The organism is Rhodobacteraceae bacterium M382 (assembly GCA_025141015.1).
Lineage (GTDB): Bacteria > Pseudomonadota > Alphaproteobacteria > Rhodobacterales > Rhodobacteraceae > Aliisedimentitalea > Aliisedimentitalea scapharcae.
Map to the genome: position 1 here is coordinate 1,759,540 of CP081098.1, position 17,802 is coordinate 1,777,341.

The following is a 17,802-nucleotide window of genomic DNA, read 5'->3' on the forward strand; positions in this document are numbered from 1 at the left end:
CTCGGAACACATGCGGGTTTTGATAACGTTCCTTTTCTGTGTCTCTCCGGTCGCGGCGCTGGCTGAATGCGTGGTGTTGCTGCATGGGCTGGCGCGGACAGAAACATCTTTTGCAGTGATGGAACAGGTTCTGAAGCAACGTGGTTTCAACACCGTCCGCCCCGGGTATCCGTCAACGGATCTGCCCATTCCCGAATTGGCAGACCAAACGATTCCGGCGGCGATTGAATCCTGTGGAGGGGCAAAACCAGTGCATTTTGTAACCCATTCCATGGGGGGGATCCTGTTGCGATACTGGTTGCGCAGCAACCGCCCTGAGACCCTGGGCCGCGTGGTGATGTTGGGGCCGCCAAATCAGGGCAGCAAATTGGTGGACGAACTGGGCGACTGGGAAGTGTTTGGCCTGATCAATGGTCCTGCCGGGATGCAATTGGGCACTGGTCCGACCAGTGTGCCGCGCCGCCTGGGGCCGGTAGACTATCCCGTGGGGGTCATTGCCGGGACGCAATCGCTCAATCCGGTCTTTTCCACGCTGATCGACGGGCCAGACGATGGCAAAGTATCGACCGCTTCGACCCGGGTGCAGGGTATGAGAGACCATATCGAATTGCCGGTAACGCATACGTTCATGATGAACAATCCGCTGGTCATGGCGCAGACCCTGCGATTTTTGGCGACCGAACGGTTCGATCCGGATCTGTCTCTGGTCGATGCGGTTTTTGATTTTGGATTGCGGGATTGCAAGGGGCAGGCGTGCCAGGATGTTGATCCATCCAGAGAGGGAACGGACAGGTGACAGGTCTTGCATTGGATTTGATCGGAGCGCAGGTCATGCGCCCGCAAGAAGGGCTGCATCGCGGCACCGTGTCGATTGCTGATGGGGTGATCGTGGATGCGCCGGTCGGCCGATCCGTGGATTTGACTGGGTACCTGGTTATGCCCGGCATCATTGATCTGCATGGGGATGGTTTCGAACGCCATGTGGCCCCGCGCCGGGGCGCGATGAAGGTCATGGAAGAGGGATTGATCGCCGCCGAATCCGAACTGGCCGCCAATGGGATTACCACCGCGGTCTTGGCCCAGTTCCACAGCTGGGAGGGCGGGGTCCGTGGTCCGGAATTCGCCGAACAGGTGATGACGGCGATGGCCAAGGTCAGACCGCAGGTGGTTACCGATCTGATACCGCAGCTGCGGTTTGAGACCCATATGCTGGACAGCTATGCCGGGTTGCCGGATCTTCTGGCCAAATGGCAGGTGACGTATATCGTCTTTAACGATCACTTGCCGCATGACAGGCTGGCCGCAGGCAAGAAACCGCCACGGCTGACAGGGCAGGCGCTCAAAGCGCGGAGAAACCCCGAGGTTCATTTCGAACTCTTGAAGTCATTGCATGCCCAAAGCGGCCAAGTTCCATCGGCGCTGGATACGCTGTGCGCCACGTTGGCACGTGATGGGGTTACAATGGGATCCCATGATGATCAACGCGCAGAGGATCGGGCGCGCTGGCGCAAACGTGGCGTGAGGATTTCGGAGTTTCCCGAAACATTGGAGGCTGCCGAAGCCGCGCGTGGTGCCGGAGATCATGTGATCATGGGAGCACCGAATGTGGTTCGGGGCGGATCGCACAATGGCAATGCATCGGCGATTGATCTTATTGCCATGGGCCTGTGCGATGGGTTGGCGTCGGACTATCACTATCCCAGCCCACGTCGCGCGGCGATTATGTTGGCGCAATCCGGCGTGCTCGACCTGAGCGCGGCGTGGGCGCTGGTCTCGGAGGGGCCTGCTCGGGTTTTGGGGCTAGAGGATCGAGGGAAGCTGGCCGCTGGGCTGCGTGCTGATTTGGTTGTTTTGGATCCCAATAACCACCGCGTGGTCGCAACCATGGCAGAAGGGCGGTTCAGTTACCTGTCAGGGGACATTGTCGGGCGTTTTGTTGCCTGACATTGGGGAGATAATATTGCCCGGACACCCAAAGGCGTCCGGGTCACCCAAAATTCTTGGAAAGAATTTTGCCAAGAAAATTTGATAATTTTCTTGGCGCGTTGTGCAGAGGTCAGGTTTTGGTTTCCGGGCGTTGGATGCGATTGACGTGGCCCATCTTGCGCCCGGGTTTCGTGTCGGTCTTGCCATAAAGATGCAGGGCGCAATCCCGTTCGCGTACCAAGTCCGGCAGCTGATCGACATCATGACCGATCAAGTTTTCCATCACCACATCCGAATGGCGTTGACCATCGCCCAGCGGCCAGCCGACGATGGCGCGAATATGCTGTTCAAACTGATCTACGCTGCAACCGTTCTGGGTCCAATGGCCAGAGTTGTGCACGCGCGGGGCCACTTCGTTGACGATCAGACCTTGCGGAGTGACAAACAATTCTACGCCCATCACTCCGACATAATTCAATGCGTTCAGGATCTTGGCAGCCATCAGAACCGCGTCCATCCGCTGAGACGCGGATAATCTGGCGGGCACTGTTGTGGTGTGCAGGATTCCATCGCGATGCACGTTTTCGCCGGGATCGAAACAGGCGACATCTCCACCGAGCCCACGGGCAGCGATGACCGATACTTCGTGGCTGAAGTCGACAAAGCCTTCGAGCAGGGCCGGGGCACCGGCCATATCGGCAATGGCCCCTGGCGCGTCCGCGTCAGATTTGATGCGGACCTGGCCTTTGCCATCATAGCCGAATCGACGTGTCTTGAGGATCGCCGGAGCGCCGATTTCGGCCAATCCGGCATCCAGAGATGCTGCATCGGTGACATCGGCAAACGGGGCCGTGGCCAGCCCCAGGTCGCGCAGAAAGGTCTTTTCGATCAGGCGATCCTGACTGACCCGCAGAGCTTCGCGGCCCGGACGAATTGGACGGTGGGCTTCCAACAGATCCAACGCCGAGGTCGGTATGTTTTCGAATTCATAGGTGATGACGTCAACGGACTGGGCAAAGGCACGCAATGCGTCTTCGTCATCATAGGCCGCGGTGGTAACACGGTGGGCCACCTGGCCTGCCGGCGGGTTGGTGCCGGGTTCGTAAATATGCGTGAGAAAGCCAAGACGCGAGGCCGCGACGGACAACATGCGCCCCAGTTGACCACCACCCAGGATGCCGATGACGGCACCAGTGGCCAGGGGAGAAGGGGATTCAGTCATCGCTGGGCTCCTGCGGAATGGAATCAGACAGGGACTGGCGCCACGTGTCCAGCCGTTCGGCCAGGGCCGTATCCTGCAGGGCGAGGATCCCGGCCGCCATCAAACCTGCGTTGGCTGCGCCAGCGGCACCAATTGCCATTGTCGCCACGGGAAAGCCGCGGGGCATCTGCAGGATGGAATAGAGTGAATCTACGCCAGAGAGCGCCCGGGTTTGTACCGGAACACCAATGACCGGCACTCGGGTTTTGGAGGCCATCATGCCAGGCAGATGGGCCGCACCGCCGGCACCGGCAATGATCACATGCAGCCCATTGTCCACTGCGGTTTTGCCATACTCCCAAAGACGATCGGGCGTACGGTGAGCCGAGACGATCTTGGCCTCATACGGGATGGCCAATTGGTCCAGGATGTCAGCTGCTTCTTTCATGGTTGGCCAATCGGACTGGCTGCCCATGATTATGCCCACTTTGATGTCACCCATATTGTGCCCTTGCGTGATCTGCCCCGATGATTGCCCTCGGAGCCGGTTGAAAGGAGCGCGCACTATAGCCAAACCATGGCGCGAGGCAATGCGGCACAAGCCCGATTGGCCCGTGTTTTTGGGCACGACCCGCGGCTCCCGCCCCAACCTCGCAGGACTGTTGGCGTCAGCCGACCGGCCGAGGGGGCGGCAGCGCTCGGACGTTGGAGGGAAAATGCCGAAACCGTGCCCGGGCAGCTCTTTGTCAGACAGATGGCTACGGGTCGACTCCCGTTGCTTGGGGGCTGCGAGACCGCGGTTGGGTCACCGGCTGCGCAGGATGTGATTTTCCGATAGAAAAGAAGACGCGCAACAACCATCAAAGGCGTCAGATCAGGCAATGATATCCGGGGTCAGGCGGTCTTCAATCAACGATATCTTGTCCTTGAGCAGAAGTTTCTGCTTTTTCAGGCGGCGGATCGTCAGCTGGTCGCCTGTTCCGCGTTCTTCCAGCGCGTGAATGGCGTCATCCAGATCGCGGTGCTGCTGCCTGAAAACCTCCAATTCCACATGCAAAACATCATCATTCTTCATCGATAGTTCTGACGGGGCGTTCATGGGCGACTCGGGGTTGTTATTACTGCTTCTGCCGACATGATACGCGTTCACGTTGTTTTCGCCTAGCCCTTGTTAATCCCCGGTTTTCTTCCCATATTCGCAGATGTGCGGTTGCCAGAACGGGACCGTGCGCCCCGTCGCTTTGAAAAATGAAGGACGAATTCGTGTCAAAACTTACTCTGGGCTCATACCCGCATATGCTGGGCTTTGAACAGCTGGAACGTCTTCTTGAACGCTCGGCCAAGTCGGGCAACGAAGGCTATCCCCCTTATAATATCGAACAGACCTCGGATTATTCCTATCGGATTACGCTGGCTGTGGCCGGGTTCGCCGAAGAGGATCTGGCGATCACGATCGAGGACCGGCAACTGGTCATCCGTGGGCGCCAACGTGACGACAGTGACGGGCGGGTGTTCCTGCACCGGGGCATTGCCGCACGACAGTTCCAGCGCATGTTTGTGCTGGCCGATGGTGTCGAAGTGGGCGAGGCAATCATGGAAAACGGTCTGCTGCACGTGGACCTGACCCGGTCCCGGCCTGAAACTGTGGTCCAAAAGATCAACATCAAGAAAGGGTAAGCCATGCATGTGCCATTTGATTTCAACGATGCAGGTCAACGCATTGTTTATGTAAAAACCGTGGATGCGGCAGATCTCCCCGAAGAGGTACGTGCCAACGTCGGCGACCAGAAACAGCTCTATGCAGTACATGATGCTCAGGGTGCGCAATTGGCGCTGGTGGCGGATCGTCGTCTGGCCTTTGTGCTGGCGCGCCAGAATGATTTCACGCCGGTGGCCGTGCACTAATCATCCCGGGCACTCCCGGCATTCTCGGGTCACGCAGGCTTTGACCGTCGACACAGGCTCTGTCACAAGGGCCTGCGAGTTGCGCCAGCCATACACTAACTTGCCACTAACAGGGGGGGAAACCCGATGACCCGTTTTGATTTCGACTGGGTGGATGCGTTTTCGGATCAACCCTTTGGTGGCAATGGCTGTGCCGTGGTGCATGGCGGAGCGCTTCTGTCGGACCAGGTCTGTTTGAACTATGTGCGCGAGACATCATTGGTTGAATGCACTTTTACAGGCCCGTCCAAAATGGCCGATGTGCGGGTGCGATATTTTCTGGCCAGCCGCGAGATTCCGTTTGCCGGGCATCCGACGATCGCCACCGTTGCTGCAATGCGGGATCGCGGGATGTTTTCCGGGGATCGGGTTGTGCTGGAAACTGGGGCCGGATTGGTAGAGGTCTCCATCTCCGGCGATCAGATCGAAATGATACAGATTGCGCCAGTATTTGGCGCGACGCCGGATCCGGCGCTGATAGCGGCGGCGGTTTCGCTGCCGCGTGACGCCATTTTGGGAACGCCACAAGTGGTTTCAACTGGCTTGCCATTCTGCATTACCGTGTTGCGCAATCATGAGGCATTGCGGGCGGCCCGGCTGGACGTTGCGGCGCTCGATACGCTGTCTCGGGCTTTGGACGCGCCAGGCGTCGATATGTCCGAACCCTTTCTGGTTACCTTGCAAGGGGCGACAGAGGCGGGGGATACGTTTTCTCGCCTGTTGATGGCACCGCCCAGCCCGCCAGAGGATCCATTTACTGGCTCGGCCACGGGGGCAATGGCCGCCTATTTGTGGCATCACGGGCTCATGCACAAGGACAGTTTCATCGCAGAGCAGGGTCATGGGTTGGGACGTCCGGGACAGGCTCGGGTCACGCGGATCGGAACCGGGGATGCGATCACCGGCGTCAAGGTCAGCGGTGCAGGCTTTGTTCTGATGCGCGGCACTGTGGAGCTGCCTGCGTAATGGATATGACACCTGCCATTGCCGTTTTGCCGTATGGAATGAAATTGGGCCCTGGGTTGGGGCAACGGCCCGTCAGTGATCTGAATTGGCCACTGGGCTGTCCTGAACGATTGCAAGGACGCCAGATTGCGGATTTGCTGCCCACCGACCATCTGATCGTCTTTCCCCGGACCAATACCCATTTTCAGATTCGATATGGCACACAGGCCCGAATTTCCCTGATCCTGGGAGAACCTTCGGTCATCCATGCCAAACATCTGCGCCTGCTGCGGTTGACCCATCGGCGGTTTTACAAGGTGCTGACCTTTAGCGATTATCTGCTGACCCACCTGCCCAATGCGCATTTCTTTCCGCTGGGTACGACCTGGGTGCCAGAGTGGCGCGACCTGCCGCTGCGCAAAACCGAGATGTGTTCGCTGATAGCCTCGGCCAAGCGGGATTCCTCGGGGCACAAGTTGCGGCATCACATGGTCGAATGGGTCCGTGGGTCTGATCACCCGGTCGCGGTCATGGGGCGGGGCTATACACCGTTCGATGCGAAATCCGACGGGTTGGCCCCATATCGGTACTCCATCGTGATCGAGAACGTTCAGGAGAAGAACTATTTTTCGGAAAAGCTGGTGGATGCAGTGTTGTGCAACACGGTCCCAATTTACTGGGGGTGTCCCAATCTGGATCACTTCATGGACACATCGGGGATCATTCAGTGTAACAGCGCTGCGGATATTCAACGCGCTGTAGAAACGATGTCCGAGGATGACTTTGTGACACGTCTGCCCAAATTGCAGGCCATTCATCCGGTGCTAGAGCGATATTGTGATCTGGATCTGCGCGCCGCCGTCGCGATCCGTGACAGCCTGTAAGGAAAATCAGAGCACCCAAACCGGATACCTGGAGTTCGGGACAGTCTGACAAAATTGTCATCGTCCCCTTTTGCTGCCAATTCCAACTGTATCCGGGGCGTATCGCTACCCTGCGGATCCAAAGGGGGCACTGCTGTGGGCGAGATGTCATCTCGCGCTTGGCTGTGCGGGGGGAACCCAAGGCGGTGCAAGGCCGGGACAGGGGCGGCATCTCCCAAGGGGCTCGTGCCCTGTTCCCCCGACTGCGCCAACTGATTTGGTTGGCCCCTCCTGGACACAAAAAAGGCCCCCTGAAGCGGGGGCCTTTGGCAATCTGGGCATCAGGTATTACTGGATGCCGATCAGACCCATGCTTTCCAGTTTCAACAGAACCTGGTGGGCGCAGTTATCGACTTCTGTGCCTTCGGTTTCCACACGCAATTCCGGATCAGCTGGAACGTCATAGGGATCCGAGATCCCGGTGAATTCCTTGATCTTGCCTTCGCGGGCCAGCTTGTACAGACCCTTGCGGTCACGGCGTTCGCATTCTTCGATCGACGTCGCGACATGGACTTCGACAAAGGCACCAAAGTCTTCGATGTCTTCGCGTACCGCACGACGGGTGGTGGCATAAGGCGCGATTGGCGCACAGATGGCGATACCGCCGTTCTTGGTGATTTCCGATGCAACATAGCCGATGCGACGGATGTTCAGGTCGCGGTGCTCTTTCGAGAAACCCAGCTCGCTCGACAGGTTCTTACGCACAATGTCGCCATCCAGAAGGGTCACGGGACGCCCGCCCATTTCCATCAGCTTGACCATCAAGGCATTGGCGATGGTGGATTTTCCGGAGCCCGAGAAGCCGGTGAAAAAGACGGTAAAGCCCTGCTGGGACCGCGGCGGTTTGGTGCGGCGCAATTCCTTGACGACCTCGGGGAAGGAGAACCATTCCGGGATTTCCAGACCTTCGGACAGGCGCCGGCGCAATTCGGTGCCCGAGATGTTCAGGATGGTGACATTGTCACGATCTTCGATCTCGTCATTGGGTTCGTACTGGGCGCGTTCCTGCACATAAACCATGTGTTTGAAATCGACCATTTCGATGCCCATTTCGTCCTGATGCTCGCGGAACAGTTCCTGTGCATCATAGGGGCCATAGAAATCTTCGCCCTGGCTGTTCTTGCCCGGGCCGGCGTGGTCACGACCAACGATGAAATGGGTACAGCCGTGGTTGGCGCGGATCAGGCCATGCCAGACGGCTTCGCGCGGACCCGCCATCCGCATGGCGAGGTTCAGCAGGCTCATGTTGGTGGTGGCGGCTGGGTATTTGTCCAAAACGGCTTCATAGCAGCGCACGCGGGTGAAATGGTCCACATCGCCCGGTTTGGTCAGGCCGACAACCGGATGAATCAGCAGGTTTGCCTGGGCTTCCTTGGCCGCGCGGAAGGTCAGTTCCTGGTGCGCGCGGTGCAGCGGGTTGCGGGTCTGGAAGGCCACAACGCGACGCCAGCCGACTTTGCGGAAATAGGCGCGCAGTTCGTTCGGTGTGTCACGGCTGCCGCGGAAATCATAGTGTACGGGCTGTTGGATACCGGTAATCGGACCACCCAGATAGATCTTGCCAGCCTGGTTGTGCAGGTAATTCACGGCTGGATGGGCATCGTCATCGGCACCAAACACCTTTTCGGCTTCGCGTGCCTTGTTTGGTTCCCAGCGGTCGGTCACGGTCATGGTGGCGAGAATGACGCCTTCCTGATCGCGCAGGGCAATGTCTTGGCCCACGTCCAGCTGGGCCGCGAAATCTTCGGACACATCCAATGTGATCGGCATCGGCCACAGGGTGCCGTCTGTCATCCGCATGTTTTCGACAACGCCGTCATAATCTGCTTCGGACAGGAAACCCTTCAGCGGGTTGAACCCGCCGTTCATCAGCAGCTCCAGGTCACAGATTTGGCGGGGTGTCAGATCGTGGCTCACCAGATCGGAAGCTTCAACCTTCAATTTCTGGGCACTGTCGTAGGAAACATAAAGCTCCGGGATCGGAGCCAAATTGCTGGGCATCGTCATTTCAAATCTCTCGCTTGTGCGGTGACGGCAGGGCCAAATTAGCCCGTTCGCCGGGGACATATCCCCCTGCTGGCGTACTGTATAGTGCCCACAGTGCCAAAATTGGACAAACGGGAGGTTTTGGCGCAGTTACGGCGCTGAAACGCACTAAATTCCCCCAAAACCGAGGGCCTGTGGAATTCCAGACTTGCGCACGTGCGGTCGATTTCAAGGCCAAAGTCATGCAGGGTCGCGGGTGGGATCGGAACCGGGCCTCCAAGGACACGGCGGCTGTGTCAGGCGGATTTGGGCGGCGTTGACCGCGTTCCAGCGAAACAGAACAAGATGGGTCAGGTCCGAACGAGAGCGTGATGGATACAACATTCCCTGCGCGCCCAGGCGCCGCGCCCAATCCGAAATTGCCCAGGTGGGCGCGGGGGCTCCGGTTGCACGGACGTCCTGCCAGACCTGCGAAGCGACAGCAGGATCCGGTAACTCCCGCAGATCTATGAGGGCGGTGGCCTGGACAGATAAGCCCAGCAAACTGCGATCAGGATCGCAGGGTGACACATAACGACGAATGGCAACACCGGCCCCTTCGGCGCTCAGCGATGCATACAGAGCCGGTTGGCCGGAATGATGAAACCGCCCCTCTGGGGCCAAAACCGGGGCAAGCGGGGCGTCGTTGCGTGCAGTGAACAGAATGCGCCAGACCACGCCCGTAAAGGCGTGTTGGCGCATATCGGTGTTCAGCTTTCCATGCCCCAGCCGTCGGGTGCAAAGCCGTGGTCCAGCGCTGCGCGCGTGGCCACTTCTTCGCCGATCCAGATGGCCCCGGCGGAAATGATCTGGTCGGGCAGGGTGGCCATTAGGCAGGGCCCGCCGTCGGAGCCCGTGCCATCGTCGTATTGACAGTCATATCCGTCGCGGCTGAGCTGATCGGCCAGCGCGCGCCAATCGGCCTCATCCGACGTCGGGATGAGAAAGTAATCCACATCCGCCACGTCGGGCAGGTCATTTTCAGCCTGCAAGTCAGTGTAGAACGCCACGGTTTCGGCCTTTTGTGCTGCAAAATCGTGGGTCATGCCGTTTACTCCTGTTCCGCCAGGAAACGTTCGGCATCCAGCGCGGCCATACAGCCCATGCCAGCACTGGTAACGGCCTGACGGTATTTGTGATCGGTCAGGTCGCCTGCGGCGAACACGCCGGGAACCGAGGTTTCGGTTGATCCCGGATTGACGCTGACATAGCCGCCATTGTGCATCTCGAGCGTGTCCTTGACCAGTTCGTTGGCCGGGGAATGGCCGATGGCAACAAAGACACCCTTGCAGGGGATTTCTGTGATCTCGCCGGTCTGGACGTTTTTGACCTTGACCCCTTCGACACCCAACGGTGCATCGGTGCCCACCACTTCGTCCAGTTGGTGGAACCACAAAGGCACGATCTTGTCGTTTTTCATCAGCCGGTCCTGCAGGATCTTTTCCGCGCGCAGTTCGTCCCGGCGATGGATCAGCGTGACCTTGGAGGCAAAATTGGTGAGGAACAGGGCTTCTTCGACTGCCGTGTTGCCGCCACCGATCACGACAATCTCCTGACCACGGTAAAAGAACCCGTCACAGGTGGCACAGGCCGAGACGCCAAAGCCTTTGAACTTTTCTTCTGACGGCAGGCCCAGCCATTTGGCACGTGCCCCGGTGGCCAGAATCACGGCATCGGCCGTATAGATCGTGCCACTGTCACCGGTTGCGGTGAACGGACGTTTGGACAGATCCAGATCCGTGATGATGTCGCCGATGATTTCACATCCCATGGCTTGGGCATGATCCTGCATCTTGATCATCAGGTCCGGGCCCTGAACCTCGGTAAAGCCGGGATAGTTTTCCACGTCTGTCGTGGTGGTCAACTGGCCACCCGGTTCGATTCCCTGAACCAGAATAGGCTCCAGCATGGCCCGCGACGCATAGACGCCCGCCGTATAGCCCGCAGGCCCCGACCCGATGATAAGAACCTTGGTGTGGCGTGTCTCGCTCATGAACTTTCCCCAAATCAGCAGTGCGGCGGTTGGATTGCCGGTCGCGTTCATATAGCGATGCACGAACGTGGCTTAAACCCCCATTGGGCGCGACGATCGAACCGCGAAATTTTTCCAGATACCGGTAACACTGCAGTTTTGACCTTGCGACGCATCTCCGGAAAGATTATTGCGCTGTCGCGAAATATTATTGCGCGCCCCGCGGGCGCTGCTATAAGAAACGCAATTCAGGGGAGCTATTCATGGTCGCAACACGACTTGATCCGATTGATCGCAAGATCCTGTCGGAATTGCAGGCTGATGGCCGGATGACCAATGTAGAACTGGCCAAACGTGTGGGCATTTCGGCGCCTCCGTGTTTGCGTCGGGTCCGAACGCTCGAAGAGGCCGGGCTGATCCGTGGCTATCACGCGGATGTAAACGCGCGCGAACTGGGATTTGAAGTTCAGGTTTTTGCCATGGTCGGGCTGGACAGCCAGGCCCAAAGCGAACTCAGCGCTTTTGAAGAGAAATGCCGCGGCTGGCCGTTGGTTCGCGAATGCCACATGCTGAACGGTGAAGTGGATTTTATGCTGAAATGCGTGGCGCCTGATCTCAGCACGTTTCAGACCTTTCTGACGGGGGATCTGTTGACCACGCCCAACGTGGCCAGCGTCAAGACATCTCTCGTGATCCGCGGTGCCAAAGATGACCCCGGAGTGCCATTCGAGGTGCTCGAGGAGAGATTGGCCAAGGAAGCCTGATCTTCGATTTCTGCGGCTGGTGTCGAGAGCTGGCGCAACTGGGCGTTTGCAAACGCCGTCACAGCGCCCACGGCGCTGCTCTGCCCAACGTATTTGCCGGCATCTGGGATGCGGGCAAATGGGGCGGGAGCCCTATGTGAATTTGTGAAAAATAGGTTCGGCGCGCTGTATTCAGGGCTGGGAGGGCAAAGCCGCCATGACCCAAGAAGGCGGTTTCTGACTGAGTGTGTCCAAAAACTCGGCGGGCGACTCAATCTAGGCTCTGAGCGCGTCGATTTCGCCATCCCCGGTGCGGGGAAAGGCCTGCGGGCCAAAGTCACGCAGTTCACTGACGTGGGAAAACAAGTTGAGATAGATCGACCGCATTGCATGACTGATCATACGCAGCCCGTTGATGCCTGGGTGATAGGTCTCAAATTGCAAACCACCGACCCGAATGACAGCATGACGCTGGAGGCAGAGGTGGAACAATTCGACCGGTGTGGGGGGGGCGGTTTCGATGATGTTCATCCCGTCCTGGAATTCCTGTACAGGCACCAGCATCGATTTCGCCCCGGTTAGGCTGCGTAGATGCCCGGGCGTGCGAAGTAAACGGGCTGATGGACCTGCAATAACGCAACCCAAAGGCTTTTGCATACCAAAACTGTCCGCCATGATTCGTGTCAGTTTGTGATTGCGCCCATTGGGTCCCGGACGTCCGGGCACCAAGGTTGTCTTGCCAATCCACATGATTGTGTCGGCCGAGCTGTCCTGTGTCATGACCCGGTCACCAGGCAACAGGTCTTCGATAGAAATGGGACCGGATTCGGTGTCGATCAAAGATCCGCGCGTAAAGGCCGAAAATGCGGTCTCAAACAGCGGAAGAGCTGGGGCAATGTGGCGGTTCTCTGCAATATCCCCATTGGGCAACAGGGACATTGTCTCATAACGGCGCAGCTGTGGCCGATTGGGTGCACGCAGAGCAGCCGGATCCTGAAGGATAGGACTATGTTGCACCGCATTGCGCGCTGCGCGCGTCAACGAGTGGGGGATCGCCATGGATAGGCCCTCTCTTAAACGGGTCGCATCTGCGTCGGCCCCCACCGACAACGTCAGACGGACATGGTTACGTGTCACTGTCTGTACTGGATCCATAATGACAGGAATTAACAGGAACTGTCAAAATTCAGCACGGATTTACAAAGGTTTTGGTTAATGGTTCTGGTGATTTCCCAAAACTGTTTCTTATGCGCGATCAATCTGCCGGTTTTTTGGGGGGGCTCGATCCGCCCTACCTATAGGCAGGGCGGACCGGCAGTCCCGGCCGACAGCGGGCAGCATTCGGCGCGGGGGTCCTGAAGATGTGCGGCAGCCACACCTTCAAGGAGGGAACGGATCAAGCGGTTTTACGCGCACCCTGTTCTGGAGCGGCCTGACGACGCAAAACCGATTGCGACCGCGCGACGCCACGTGTCCAAGGCATGGCCGTGGTTTCAGTGTCGCGGGCGGTCTTGATGACGGATTTGATAAAGCGGGTACGTGCCTTCATGTCGCTCTCCTGCCTGGGTTGTCCCAGTTTGATTGCTGTGTCTCGATTGAGATCTTTATGGTGGCGGATTGCGGCCCGGTTATGTCCGATTGGTGGAATTTGCGACAAAAACCGCGCGGCCCAGATAACACCAATTTCAAAGGTGACTTTGTTCTAAGTGATTGTTTTTTGGAGAGAGTGGCATCGACCGGGGCAAGTTCGATGATGCAATAACCCGCTAGGGTTGCTTGATTGTGGCAAATTCCGTGCAGCTTTTGCCACAATCCTGATCAGTCCGTTACCAACGGGCGTCAACTTACAGGCAGATGGCCGAGATCAGGCGACCGTAATCCGCTTCTCCTGCGTGGGTACACCGGCGATAGGAATAGAACCTGTCCGGGTCGCTATAGGTACAATAACGCGTCCACTCGGCGGACCCGACACCTGCCTCGCGCAACCGAAACACCCCATAGGCGGGCAGATCGAACATCATCCGGTCGCCTTCGCCATTGGCAAAGAAACGGGAGTTGTCCGGATCATTGGACAGGAATTCATCCAGAAATTCCGGACCGACTTCATAAGCGCGTTGCGAAATTGCCGGGCCGATCACGGCCTGTATGTCCTCGCGCCGCGCACCCAATGCACACATGGCCTCGATGGTTGATTCAAGCACCCCATCCAATGCACCACGCCACCCGGCATGCGCGGCTCCAATCACCCCGGCTTCGGCATCGGCAAACAGAACCGGCTGGCAATCGGCAGTCAGGATCGACAACGCCAATCCGGGGACATCCGTGACCAGCGCGTCGGCCTTGGGTTTGCTGTCCAGCGGGGCCGAGACCGTCACGACATCGGCAGAATGCACCTGATGCACACCGACCAACGCGTGTGGGGCAATCTGCATGGCGTCCGCGACCCGGGCGCGGTTCAGCGCGACCGCTTCGGTTTGGTCCGATGATCCGCTGCCGCAGTTCAACCCGGAAAACACGCCGGAGGACGCACCGCCGCGACGGGTGAAAAACCCGTGTCGGATCGGGGACAGGGTATCTGAGGTGAGAATTTCCAGCGTCATGGGTCCAATCCGGGTGGAGGTGTTTTCTGGGCCGGGTAGAGGCCCAGCACTTTGAACAGGTTTCCCATTTCTTCGGGATGCGTCAACCGTCGATGTGCGGCGATCAGATCTTCGAACGCCGGCCCCTGTAACCGCGCAGCCAACGCGCGGGCGCGATCGGTGATCCCGAGGCGTTCCAGGAACACACCTTGGGGGGTGAGGCGCGAAAATTTCGCACCCGCCGACTGGATTGACGCCGTCAGCGCTTCGAAATCCACATGAGTGGTCAGATCGGCCTGTCCCGGATCTGCCAGGACATCCGTCGGCGCATGTCCGCGCAACGCCTGCAATGTATCACCAAGAGAGCGCCAATCCCCATAGTCAATGACCAAAGCTGCCCCCCCAAAGGTCGCGATCTGATGCGCGATTCGGGTGGCGATCAGACGGGCCGCGTCGCAGAGTTCGACCAGATCGCCATCCCGTGTGTCATCCATCCGGTGCTGCAATCCAGGTTGCGCCCCATGTGGTCCCAGACCAAAGGCCAACGTCCCGTCTTGCAATCCGACCTGCTTTTCGCGCCATCCATCGCCGTCGCGCAGGTATTGGCGCACGGGCAGCGCGTCAAAGAATTCGTTGGCGACCAGAAACAGGGGCTGATCGGCAAGCATATCCACCTCGGCCATCCAGTCAGGCTCATATCCCTTTAACGTTTGTTTCTGGGCGCTACGCAAAACCGGTGATGCTTCGATCAGGCAGATTCGGGCCGCGTCGTGAAACCCTGGGACGGCTCGGGTTGCCCGCAACAGGTCCGCCATCAAGGTTCCGCGCCCAGGGCCGAGTTCTGCCAGGGTAAAGGGAGTAGGCGATCCCTGATCCAACCAGCTTTGTGCCAGGGACAGCCCGATCAGTTCGCCAAACATCTGGCTGATTTCCGGTGCGGTGGTAAAGTCGCCGGATTGGCCCAGCGGGTCGCGGGTCGAATAATAGCCATGGGTCGGATGCAACAGGCATTCAGTCATGTATTCCGCTATGGTCAGCGGCCCGGTTTGATGAATGCGCTCGATCAGGATCTGTTTCAGAGTCATCAGGCCGACTTTCGCGCGCGCAATACAAAGAACAGCCCAAGCGCAATCATCGGAAGCGACAGGAGCTGTCCCATGGTCAGCCCATAACCGCCCAGTTGCCAAGCCAGCCCCAGCGGATTGCCCTCAGAGACGAAATGCGCATCCGGTTGGCGAAAGAACTCGACCACAAAGCGGGCCGCGCCATATCCGGCGAGAAAAACCCCGACGACCATCCCGGGCCGTTTCAAGGCCTCGCGCCGATAAACCAACCAGAGCAGCACCGCGCCCAACAGTACCCCTTCCAGCAAGGCTTCATACAACTGAGACGGGTGGCGGGCGCATAGCGTCAGGACATCGGGGCAATCCTGTGCGGCGACCCCGGGGAACACCACGGCCCAGGGTACATCCGTCGGGCGCCCCCACAGTTCTGCATTGACGAAATTCGCCAGCCGCCCCAACAGCAATCCCGGCGGCACCGTGTAGGCCACCAGGTCGGCAAGGCTGAGCCGGGGAATATTATGGCGAATGGCGTAAAACCAACTGGCCAGGACCACACCCAGCAACCCGCCGTGAAAGGCCATGCCGCCCTGCCAGACCTGCAGAATTTGCCCCGGATTGGCCAGGTAATAGCCGGGTTGATAAAACAGCACGAATCCCAATCGACCACCGACAATGACGCCGATGATGATCCAGGTCAGAAGATCCTCGATCTGTTCGGGTTTCATCGGGGCGGTGTCGTTTGGCCACAGCCCCGCGCGCCGCGTGGCCATGACTGCCATACGCCAGGCAATGACAATGCCCACGATATAGGCCAGCGCATACCAGCGCAGCGCAAACTCCATCCCAAAGGCAGTGATGGAGAACAATTCGGGTGATAGGTCGGGAAAAGTGATGACGGCTTGCATGCGCCCTGAATGCCCGTGGCAAAAGGGGGAAGTCAACCTTGCCCATGGCGTCCGGACACACCATATAGTGAGCAAGCCTGAAACGGAGATCGAACATGCAAACCCGCAACAAATTCATGGATGACATGTCGCAGCTGATGACCAACGCCATGGGCGTGGCCCAGGGTGCCAAGGACGAAGCCGAAACCGCGATGAAAAGCCTGATGGACCGCTGGTTGGCTGACCGCGATTTTGTCACCCGCGAAGAATTCGACGCCGTGCGCGCCATGGCGCAAAAGGCCCGCGAAGAAAACGAGGCGTTGAAAACCCGCCTTGCCGCGGTGGAAGACAAGATCAACGGCTGAATAGTCCTGTAATCCTGCAAGACAATGAACTGCGGCGCAGGCCGCGGTTCATCATTGGCGTGCGCCGCCATGGTGCCATCCGTACCGCCAATCCAAAGCGCCTGGGCCGAAGGCAGACAAGCCATTTCCATGCCTATGGACCGGGGACTGGGACCGCGACGTTCGCGGATGTGTTTTCGCCCAACAAGAGGCCGTAGTACTTGGGTCCTTGGTACTGGAGGCTTCGGGACTTGGGGTGGGTTCGCCCAATCTGCTTGGAGGGCTCCTGTTGTCTGCTTGCCTCAGGCCGGCCCTGGGGCGCACCCTGAACCGCGTGCCAGGTCACTTAAACGTCGGTGGGTTTGCACAATTGACCGCCTTGTCTTCAAATGTGCCAAAGGGGGCGGCGGGCTTCCATTTACGGAAATTTCCCTGTATGACCAAGTTGCCCCCAGCATTTTGGGGTTCTGAGCACTCTGTCCACAACTTATTGCAGTTATCCCCAAAATAGGGGGTTGCCAGATTGTTCCTGTAATCGCACCATATCTGGTACAGGCACGGGGGATCGCCCCGGTTTGTAGAGCAGGCATCTAGCGCTGGGGGCGCTGCCGCCCCGGCCCGCTAGAAAAGCAGTGAGGTGCAAAAATGGCCCTTTCCGAGCAGTTTCTGGAAGAAGACCTTCACCCCATCGATATTGTTGAACATCTGGCCGAACACCATGATTGGGATTTCGACCGGATCGGTGATGATCAGATTGCAATGGCGGTCGAAGGACAATGGCGAACCTATTCGATCACTCTTGCGTGGTCCGCCTATGACGAGACCCTGCGCATGGTGTGCACGTTTGAAATGGATCCGCCCGAGGACAAATTAACCGGGTTGTACGAGCTGTTGAACCTTATGAATGACCAATGCTGGGCCGGGGCGTTCACCTATTGGGGTGAGCAAAAGCTGATGGTCTATCGTTATGGATTGGTGTTGGCGGGCGGTCAGATGGCCAGCCCTGATCAGATCGACACATTGATCAATGCCGCCGTGCTGAGCGCAGAACGGTATTACCCGGCGATTCAGTTGCTGGTCTGGGGGGATCGCACCCCGAAACAGGCGCTCGAAGTCGCCATTGCAGAGGCCTATGGCCGCGCGTAAACCTATGCCCTGAACCGGGGGGCGTCGATGGGACGTGCTTCCGACATTTGTCACCTTGCCCCGTGACGGTCGGCCGACAGGCCACCGTTTCGGGGTTTTTGCGTGA

21 protein-coding genes are annotated in these 17,802 nt (G+C 58.5%); 9 read left to right on the forward strand and 12 right to left on the reverse strand.

The window, feature by feature from the left end; all coding sequences use genetic code 11:
- Window positions 1-10 precede the first annotated feature (10 nt).
- On the forward strand, window positions 11-796 hold the full coding sequence (locus K3727_08070; protein UWQ92724.1) for an alpha/beta fold hydrolase: 786 nt from the start codon (window positions 11-13) through the stop codon (window positions 794-796).
- Window positions 793-1,944: an alpha-D-ribose 1-methylphosphonate 5-triphosphate diphosphatase gene (locus tag K3727_08075; protein ID UWQ92725.1), complete on the forward strand. Its 1,152-nt coding sequence runs from the start codon at window positions 793-795 to the stop codon at window positions 1,942-1,944. The genes K3727_08070 and K3727_08075 overlap by 4 nt, the downstream gene beginning before the upstream one ends.
- A 112-nt stretch (window positions 1,945-2,056) precedes the next feature.
- On the opposite strand, the gene K3727_08080 is transcribed toward K3727_08075, so the two are convergent.
- The 3 genes from K3727_08080 to K3727_08090 form a co-directional block, all read right to left on the reverse strand.
- Complete coding sequence (locus K3727_08080; GenBank protein UWQ92726.1) at window positions 2,057-3,148, reverse strand: 5-(carboxyamino)imidazole ribonucleotide synthase; 1,092 nt, start codon at window positions 3,146-3,148, stop codon at window positions 2,057-2,059.
- A complete protein-coding gene (gene purE / locus K3727_08085; protein UWQ92727.1) occupies window positions 3,141-3,629 on the reverse strand; it encodes a 5-(carboxyamino)imidazole ribonucleotide mutase in 489 nt (162 codons plus the stop codon). The genes K3727_08080 and purE overlap by 8 nt, the downstream gene beginning before the upstream one ends.
- 372 nt (window positions 3,630-4,001) lie before the next feature.
- Window positions 4,002-4,226, reverse strand: coding sequence for a DUF465 domain-containing protein (locus K3727_08090; GenBank protein UWQ92728.1), 225 nt, complete (start codon window positions 4,224-4,226; stop codon window positions 4,002-4,004).
- Between the two features lie 164 nt (window positions 4,227-4,390).
- Here K3727_08090 and K3727_08095 point away from each other — a divergent pair, with 164 nt between their 5' ends.
- The 4 genes from K3727_08095 to K3727_08110 all read left to right on the forward strand — a co-directional run bounded on the left by K3727_08095 (window position 4,391) and on the right by K3727_08110 (window position 6,900).
- On the forward strand, window positions 4,391-4,804 hold the full coding sequence (locus K3727_08095; GenBank protein ID UWQ92729.1) for an Hsp20 family protein: 414 nt from the start codon (window positions 4,391-4,393) through the stop codon (window positions 4,802-4,804).
- Between the two features lie 3 nt (window positions 4,805-4,807).
- Window positions 4,808-5,032: a DUF1150 domain-containing protein gene (locus K3727_08100; GenBank protein UWQ92730.1), complete on the forward strand. Its 225-nt coding sequence runs from the start codon at window positions 4,808-4,810 to the stop codon at window positions 5,030-5,032.
- A 126-nt stretch (window positions 5,033-5,158) separates the two neighbouring features.
- A complete protein-coding gene (locus K3727_08105) occupies window positions 5,159-6,037 on the forward strand; it encodes a PhzF family phenazine biosynthesis protein (GenBank protein UWQ92731.1) in 879 nt (292 codons plus the stop codon).
- Window positions 6,037-6,900 carry a hypothetical protein gene (locus K3727_08110; protein ID UWQ92732.1) on the forward strand — a complete coding sequence of 288 codons (864 nt, stop codon included), beginning with the start codon at window positions 6,037-6,039 and terminating at the stop codon, window positions 6,898-6,900. Before K3727_08105 ends, K3727_08110 begins: the two co-directional genes overlap by 1 nt.
- A gap of 327 nt (window positions 6,901-7,227) precedes the next feature.
- Here the strand turns inward: K3727_08110 and K3727_08115 are convergent, their stop codons facing one another.
- The 4 genes from K3727_08115 to trxB form a co-directional block, all read right to left on the reverse strand.
- Window positions 7,228-8,946, reverse strand: coding sequence for a bifunctional sulfate adenylyltransferase/adenylylsulfate kinase (locus K3727_08115; protein UWQ92733.1), 1,719 nt, complete (start codon window positions 8,944-8,946; stop codon window positions 7,228-7,230).
- A 219-nt stretch (window positions 8,947-9,165) separates the two neighbouring features.
- Window positions 9,166-9,666: an RES family NAD+ phosphorylase gene (locus K3727_08120; protein ID UWQ92734.1), complete on the reverse strand. Its 501-nt coding sequence runs from the start codon at window positions 9,664-9,666 to the stop codon at window positions 9,166-9,168.
- An 8-nt stretch (window positions 9,667-9,674) separates the two neighbouring features.
- The gene (locus K3727_08125) at window positions 9,675-10,010 is read right to left on the reverse strand and encodes a ribonuclease E inhibitor RraB (protein UWQ92735.1); all 336 of its coding nucleotides are present in this window, start codon (window positions 10,008-10,010) and stop codon (window positions 9,675-9,677) included.
- 5 nt (window positions 10,011-10,015) lie between these two features.
- Window positions 10,016-10,957 carry a thioredoxin-disulfide reductase gene (trxB, locus tag K3727_08130; protein ID UWQ92736.1) on the reverse strand — a complete coding sequence of 314 codons (942 nt, stop codon included), beginning with the start codon at window positions 10,955-10,957 and terminating at the stop codon, window positions 10,016-10,018.
- A gap of 242 nt (window positions 10,958-11,199) precedes the next feature.
- Here trxB and K3727_08135 point away from each other — a divergent pair, with 242 nt between their 5' ends.
- Window positions 11,200-11,700 (forward strand): Lrp/AsnC family transcriptional regulator, encoded by a 501-nt coding sequence (locus K3727_08135; protein ID UWQ92737.1) that lies wholly within the window; start codon window positions 11,200-11,202, stop codon window positions 11,698-11,700.
- A 255-nt stretch (window positions 11,701-11,955) separates the two neighbouring features.
- On the opposite strand, the gene K3727_08140 is transcribed toward K3727_08135, so the two are convergent.
- From K3727_08140 to lgt, 5 genes are all read right to left on the reverse strand, one after another.
- Window positions 11,956-12,738, reverse strand: a complete 783-nt coding sequence (locus tag K3727_08140; protein UWQ92738.1) for a Hint domain-containing protein — start codon at window positions 12,736-12,738, stop codon at window positions 11,956-11,958.
- A gap of 337 nt (window positions 12,739-13,075) precedes the next feature.
- Window positions 13,076-13,228: a hypothetical protein gene (locus K3727_08145; GenBank protein ID UWQ92739.1), complete on the reverse strand. Its 153-nt coding sequence runs from the start codon at window positions 13,226-13,228 to the stop codon at window positions 13,076-13,078.
- A gap of 295 nt (window positions 13,229-13,523) precedes the next feature.
- Window positions 13,524-14,279, reverse strand: coding sequence for a peptidoglycan editing factor PgeF (gene pgeF, locus K3727_08150; GenBank protein UWQ92740.1), 756 nt, complete (start codon window positions 14,277-14,279; stop codon window positions 13,524-13,526).
- Window positions 14,276-15,343 (reverse strand): SAM-dependent methyltransferase, encoded by a 1,068-nt coding sequence (locus K3727_08155; GenBank protein ID UWQ92741.1) that lies wholly within the window; start codon window positions 15,341-15,343, stop codon window positions 14,276-14,278. The genes pgeF and K3727_08155 overlap by 4 nt, the downstream gene beginning before the upstream one ends.
- Window positions 15,343-16,227: a prolipoprotein diacylglyceryl transferase gene (lgt, locus tag K3727_08160; protein UWQ92742.1), complete on the reverse strand. Its 885-nt coding sequence runs from the start codon at window positions 16,225-16,227 to the stop codon at window positions 15,343-15,345. Before lgt ends, K3727_08155 begins: the two co-directional genes overlap by 1 nt.
- A gap of 95 nt (window positions 16,228-16,322) precedes the next feature.
- Here lgt and K3727_08165 point away from each other — a divergent pair, with 95 nt between their 5' ends.
- Window positions 16,323-16,571 (forward strand): accessory factor UbiK family protein, encoded by a 249-nt coding sequence (locus K3727_08165; GenBank protein ID UWQ92743.1) that lies wholly within the window; start codon window positions 16,323-16,325, stop codon window positions 16,569-16,571.
- A 624-nt stretch (window positions 16,572-17,195) separates the two neighbouring features.
- Window positions 17,196-17,696 (forward strand): YbjN domain-containing protein, encoded by a 501-nt coding sequence (locus K3727_08170; protein ID UWQ92744.1) that lies wholly within the window; start codon window positions 17,196-17,198, stop codon window positions 17,694-17,696.
- Window positions 17,697-17,802 lie beyond the last annotated feature (106 nt).

Excerpts from the sequence above, each read along its gene's own strand:
- K3727_08070 (UWQ92724.1), top strand. The coding sequence starts at position 11 with ATGCGGGTTTTGATAACGTTCCTTTTCTGTGTCTCTCCGGTCGCGGCG.
- K3727_08080 (UWQ92726.1), bottom strand. The coding sequence starts at position 3,148 with ATGACTGAATCCCCTTCTCCCCTGGCCACTGGTGCCGTCATCGGCATC.
- purE (UWQ92727.1), bottom strand. The coding sequence starts at position 3,629 with ATGGGTGACATCAAAGTGGGCATAATCATGGGCAGCCAGTCCGATTGG.
- K3727_08090 (UWQ92728.1), bottom strand. The coding sequence starts at position 4,226 with ATGAACGCCCCGTCAGAACTATCGATGAAGAATGATGATGTTTTGCAT.
- K3727_08100 (UWQ92730.1), top strand. The coding sequence starts at position 4,808 with ATGCATGTGCCATTTGATTTCAACGATGCAGGTCAACGCATTGTTTAT.
- K3727_08105 (UWQ92731.1), top strand. The coding sequence starts at position 5,159 with ATGACCCGTTTTGATTTCGACTGGGTGGATGCGTTTTCGGATCAACCC.
- K3727_08110 (UWQ92732.1), top strand. The coding sequence starts at position 6,037 with ATGGATATGACACCTGCCATTGCCGTTTTGCCGTATGGAATGAAATTG.
- K3727_08115 (UWQ92733.1), bottom strand. The coding sequence starts at position 8,946 with ATGACGATGCCCAGCAATTTGGCTCCGATCCCGGAGCTTTATGTTTCC.
- K3727_08120 (UWQ92734.1), bottom strand. The coding sequence starts at position 9,666 with ATGCGCCAACACGCCTTTACGGGCGTGGTCTGGCGCATTCTGTTCACT.
- K3727_08125 (UWQ92735.1), bottom strand. The coding sequence starts at position 10,010 with ATGACCCACGATTTTGCAGCACAAAAGGCCGAAACCGTGGCGTTCTAC.
- trxB (UWQ92736.1), bottom strand. The coding sequence starts at position 10,957 with ATGAGCGAGACACGCCACACCAAGGTTCTTATCATCGGGTCGGGGCCT.
- K3727_08135 (UWQ92737.1), top strand. The coding sequence starts at position 11,200 with ATGGTCGCAACACGACTTGATCCGATTGATCGCAAGATCCTGTCGGAA.
- K3727_08140 (UWQ92738.1), bottom strand. The coding sequence starts at position 12,738 with ATGGCGATCCCCCACTCGTTGACGCGCGCAGCGCGCAATGCGGTGCAA.
- K3727_08145 (UWQ92739.1), bottom strand. The coding sequence starts at position 13,228 with ATGAAGGCACGTACCCGCTTTATCAAATCCGTCATCAAGACCGCCCGC.
- pgeF (UWQ92740.1), bottom strand. The coding sequence starts at position 14,279 with ATGACGCTGGAAATTCTCACCTCAGATACCCTGTCCCCGATCCGACAC.
- K3727_08155 (UWQ92741.1), bottom strand. The coding sequence starts at position 15,343 with ATGACTCTGAAACAGATCCTGATCGAGCGCATTCATCAAACCGGGCCG.
- lgt (UWQ92742.1), bottom strand. The coding sequence starts at position 16,227 with ATGCAAGCCGTCATCACTTTTCCCGACCTATCACCCGAATTGTTCTCC.
- K3727_08165 (UWQ92743.1), top strand. The coding sequence starts at position 16,323 with ATGCAAACCCGCAACAAATTCATGGATGACATGTCGCAGCTGATGACC.
- K3727_08170 (UWQ92744.1), top strand. The coding sequence starts at position 17,196 with ATGGCCCTTTCCGAGCAGTTTCTGGAAGAAGACCTTCACCCCATCGAT.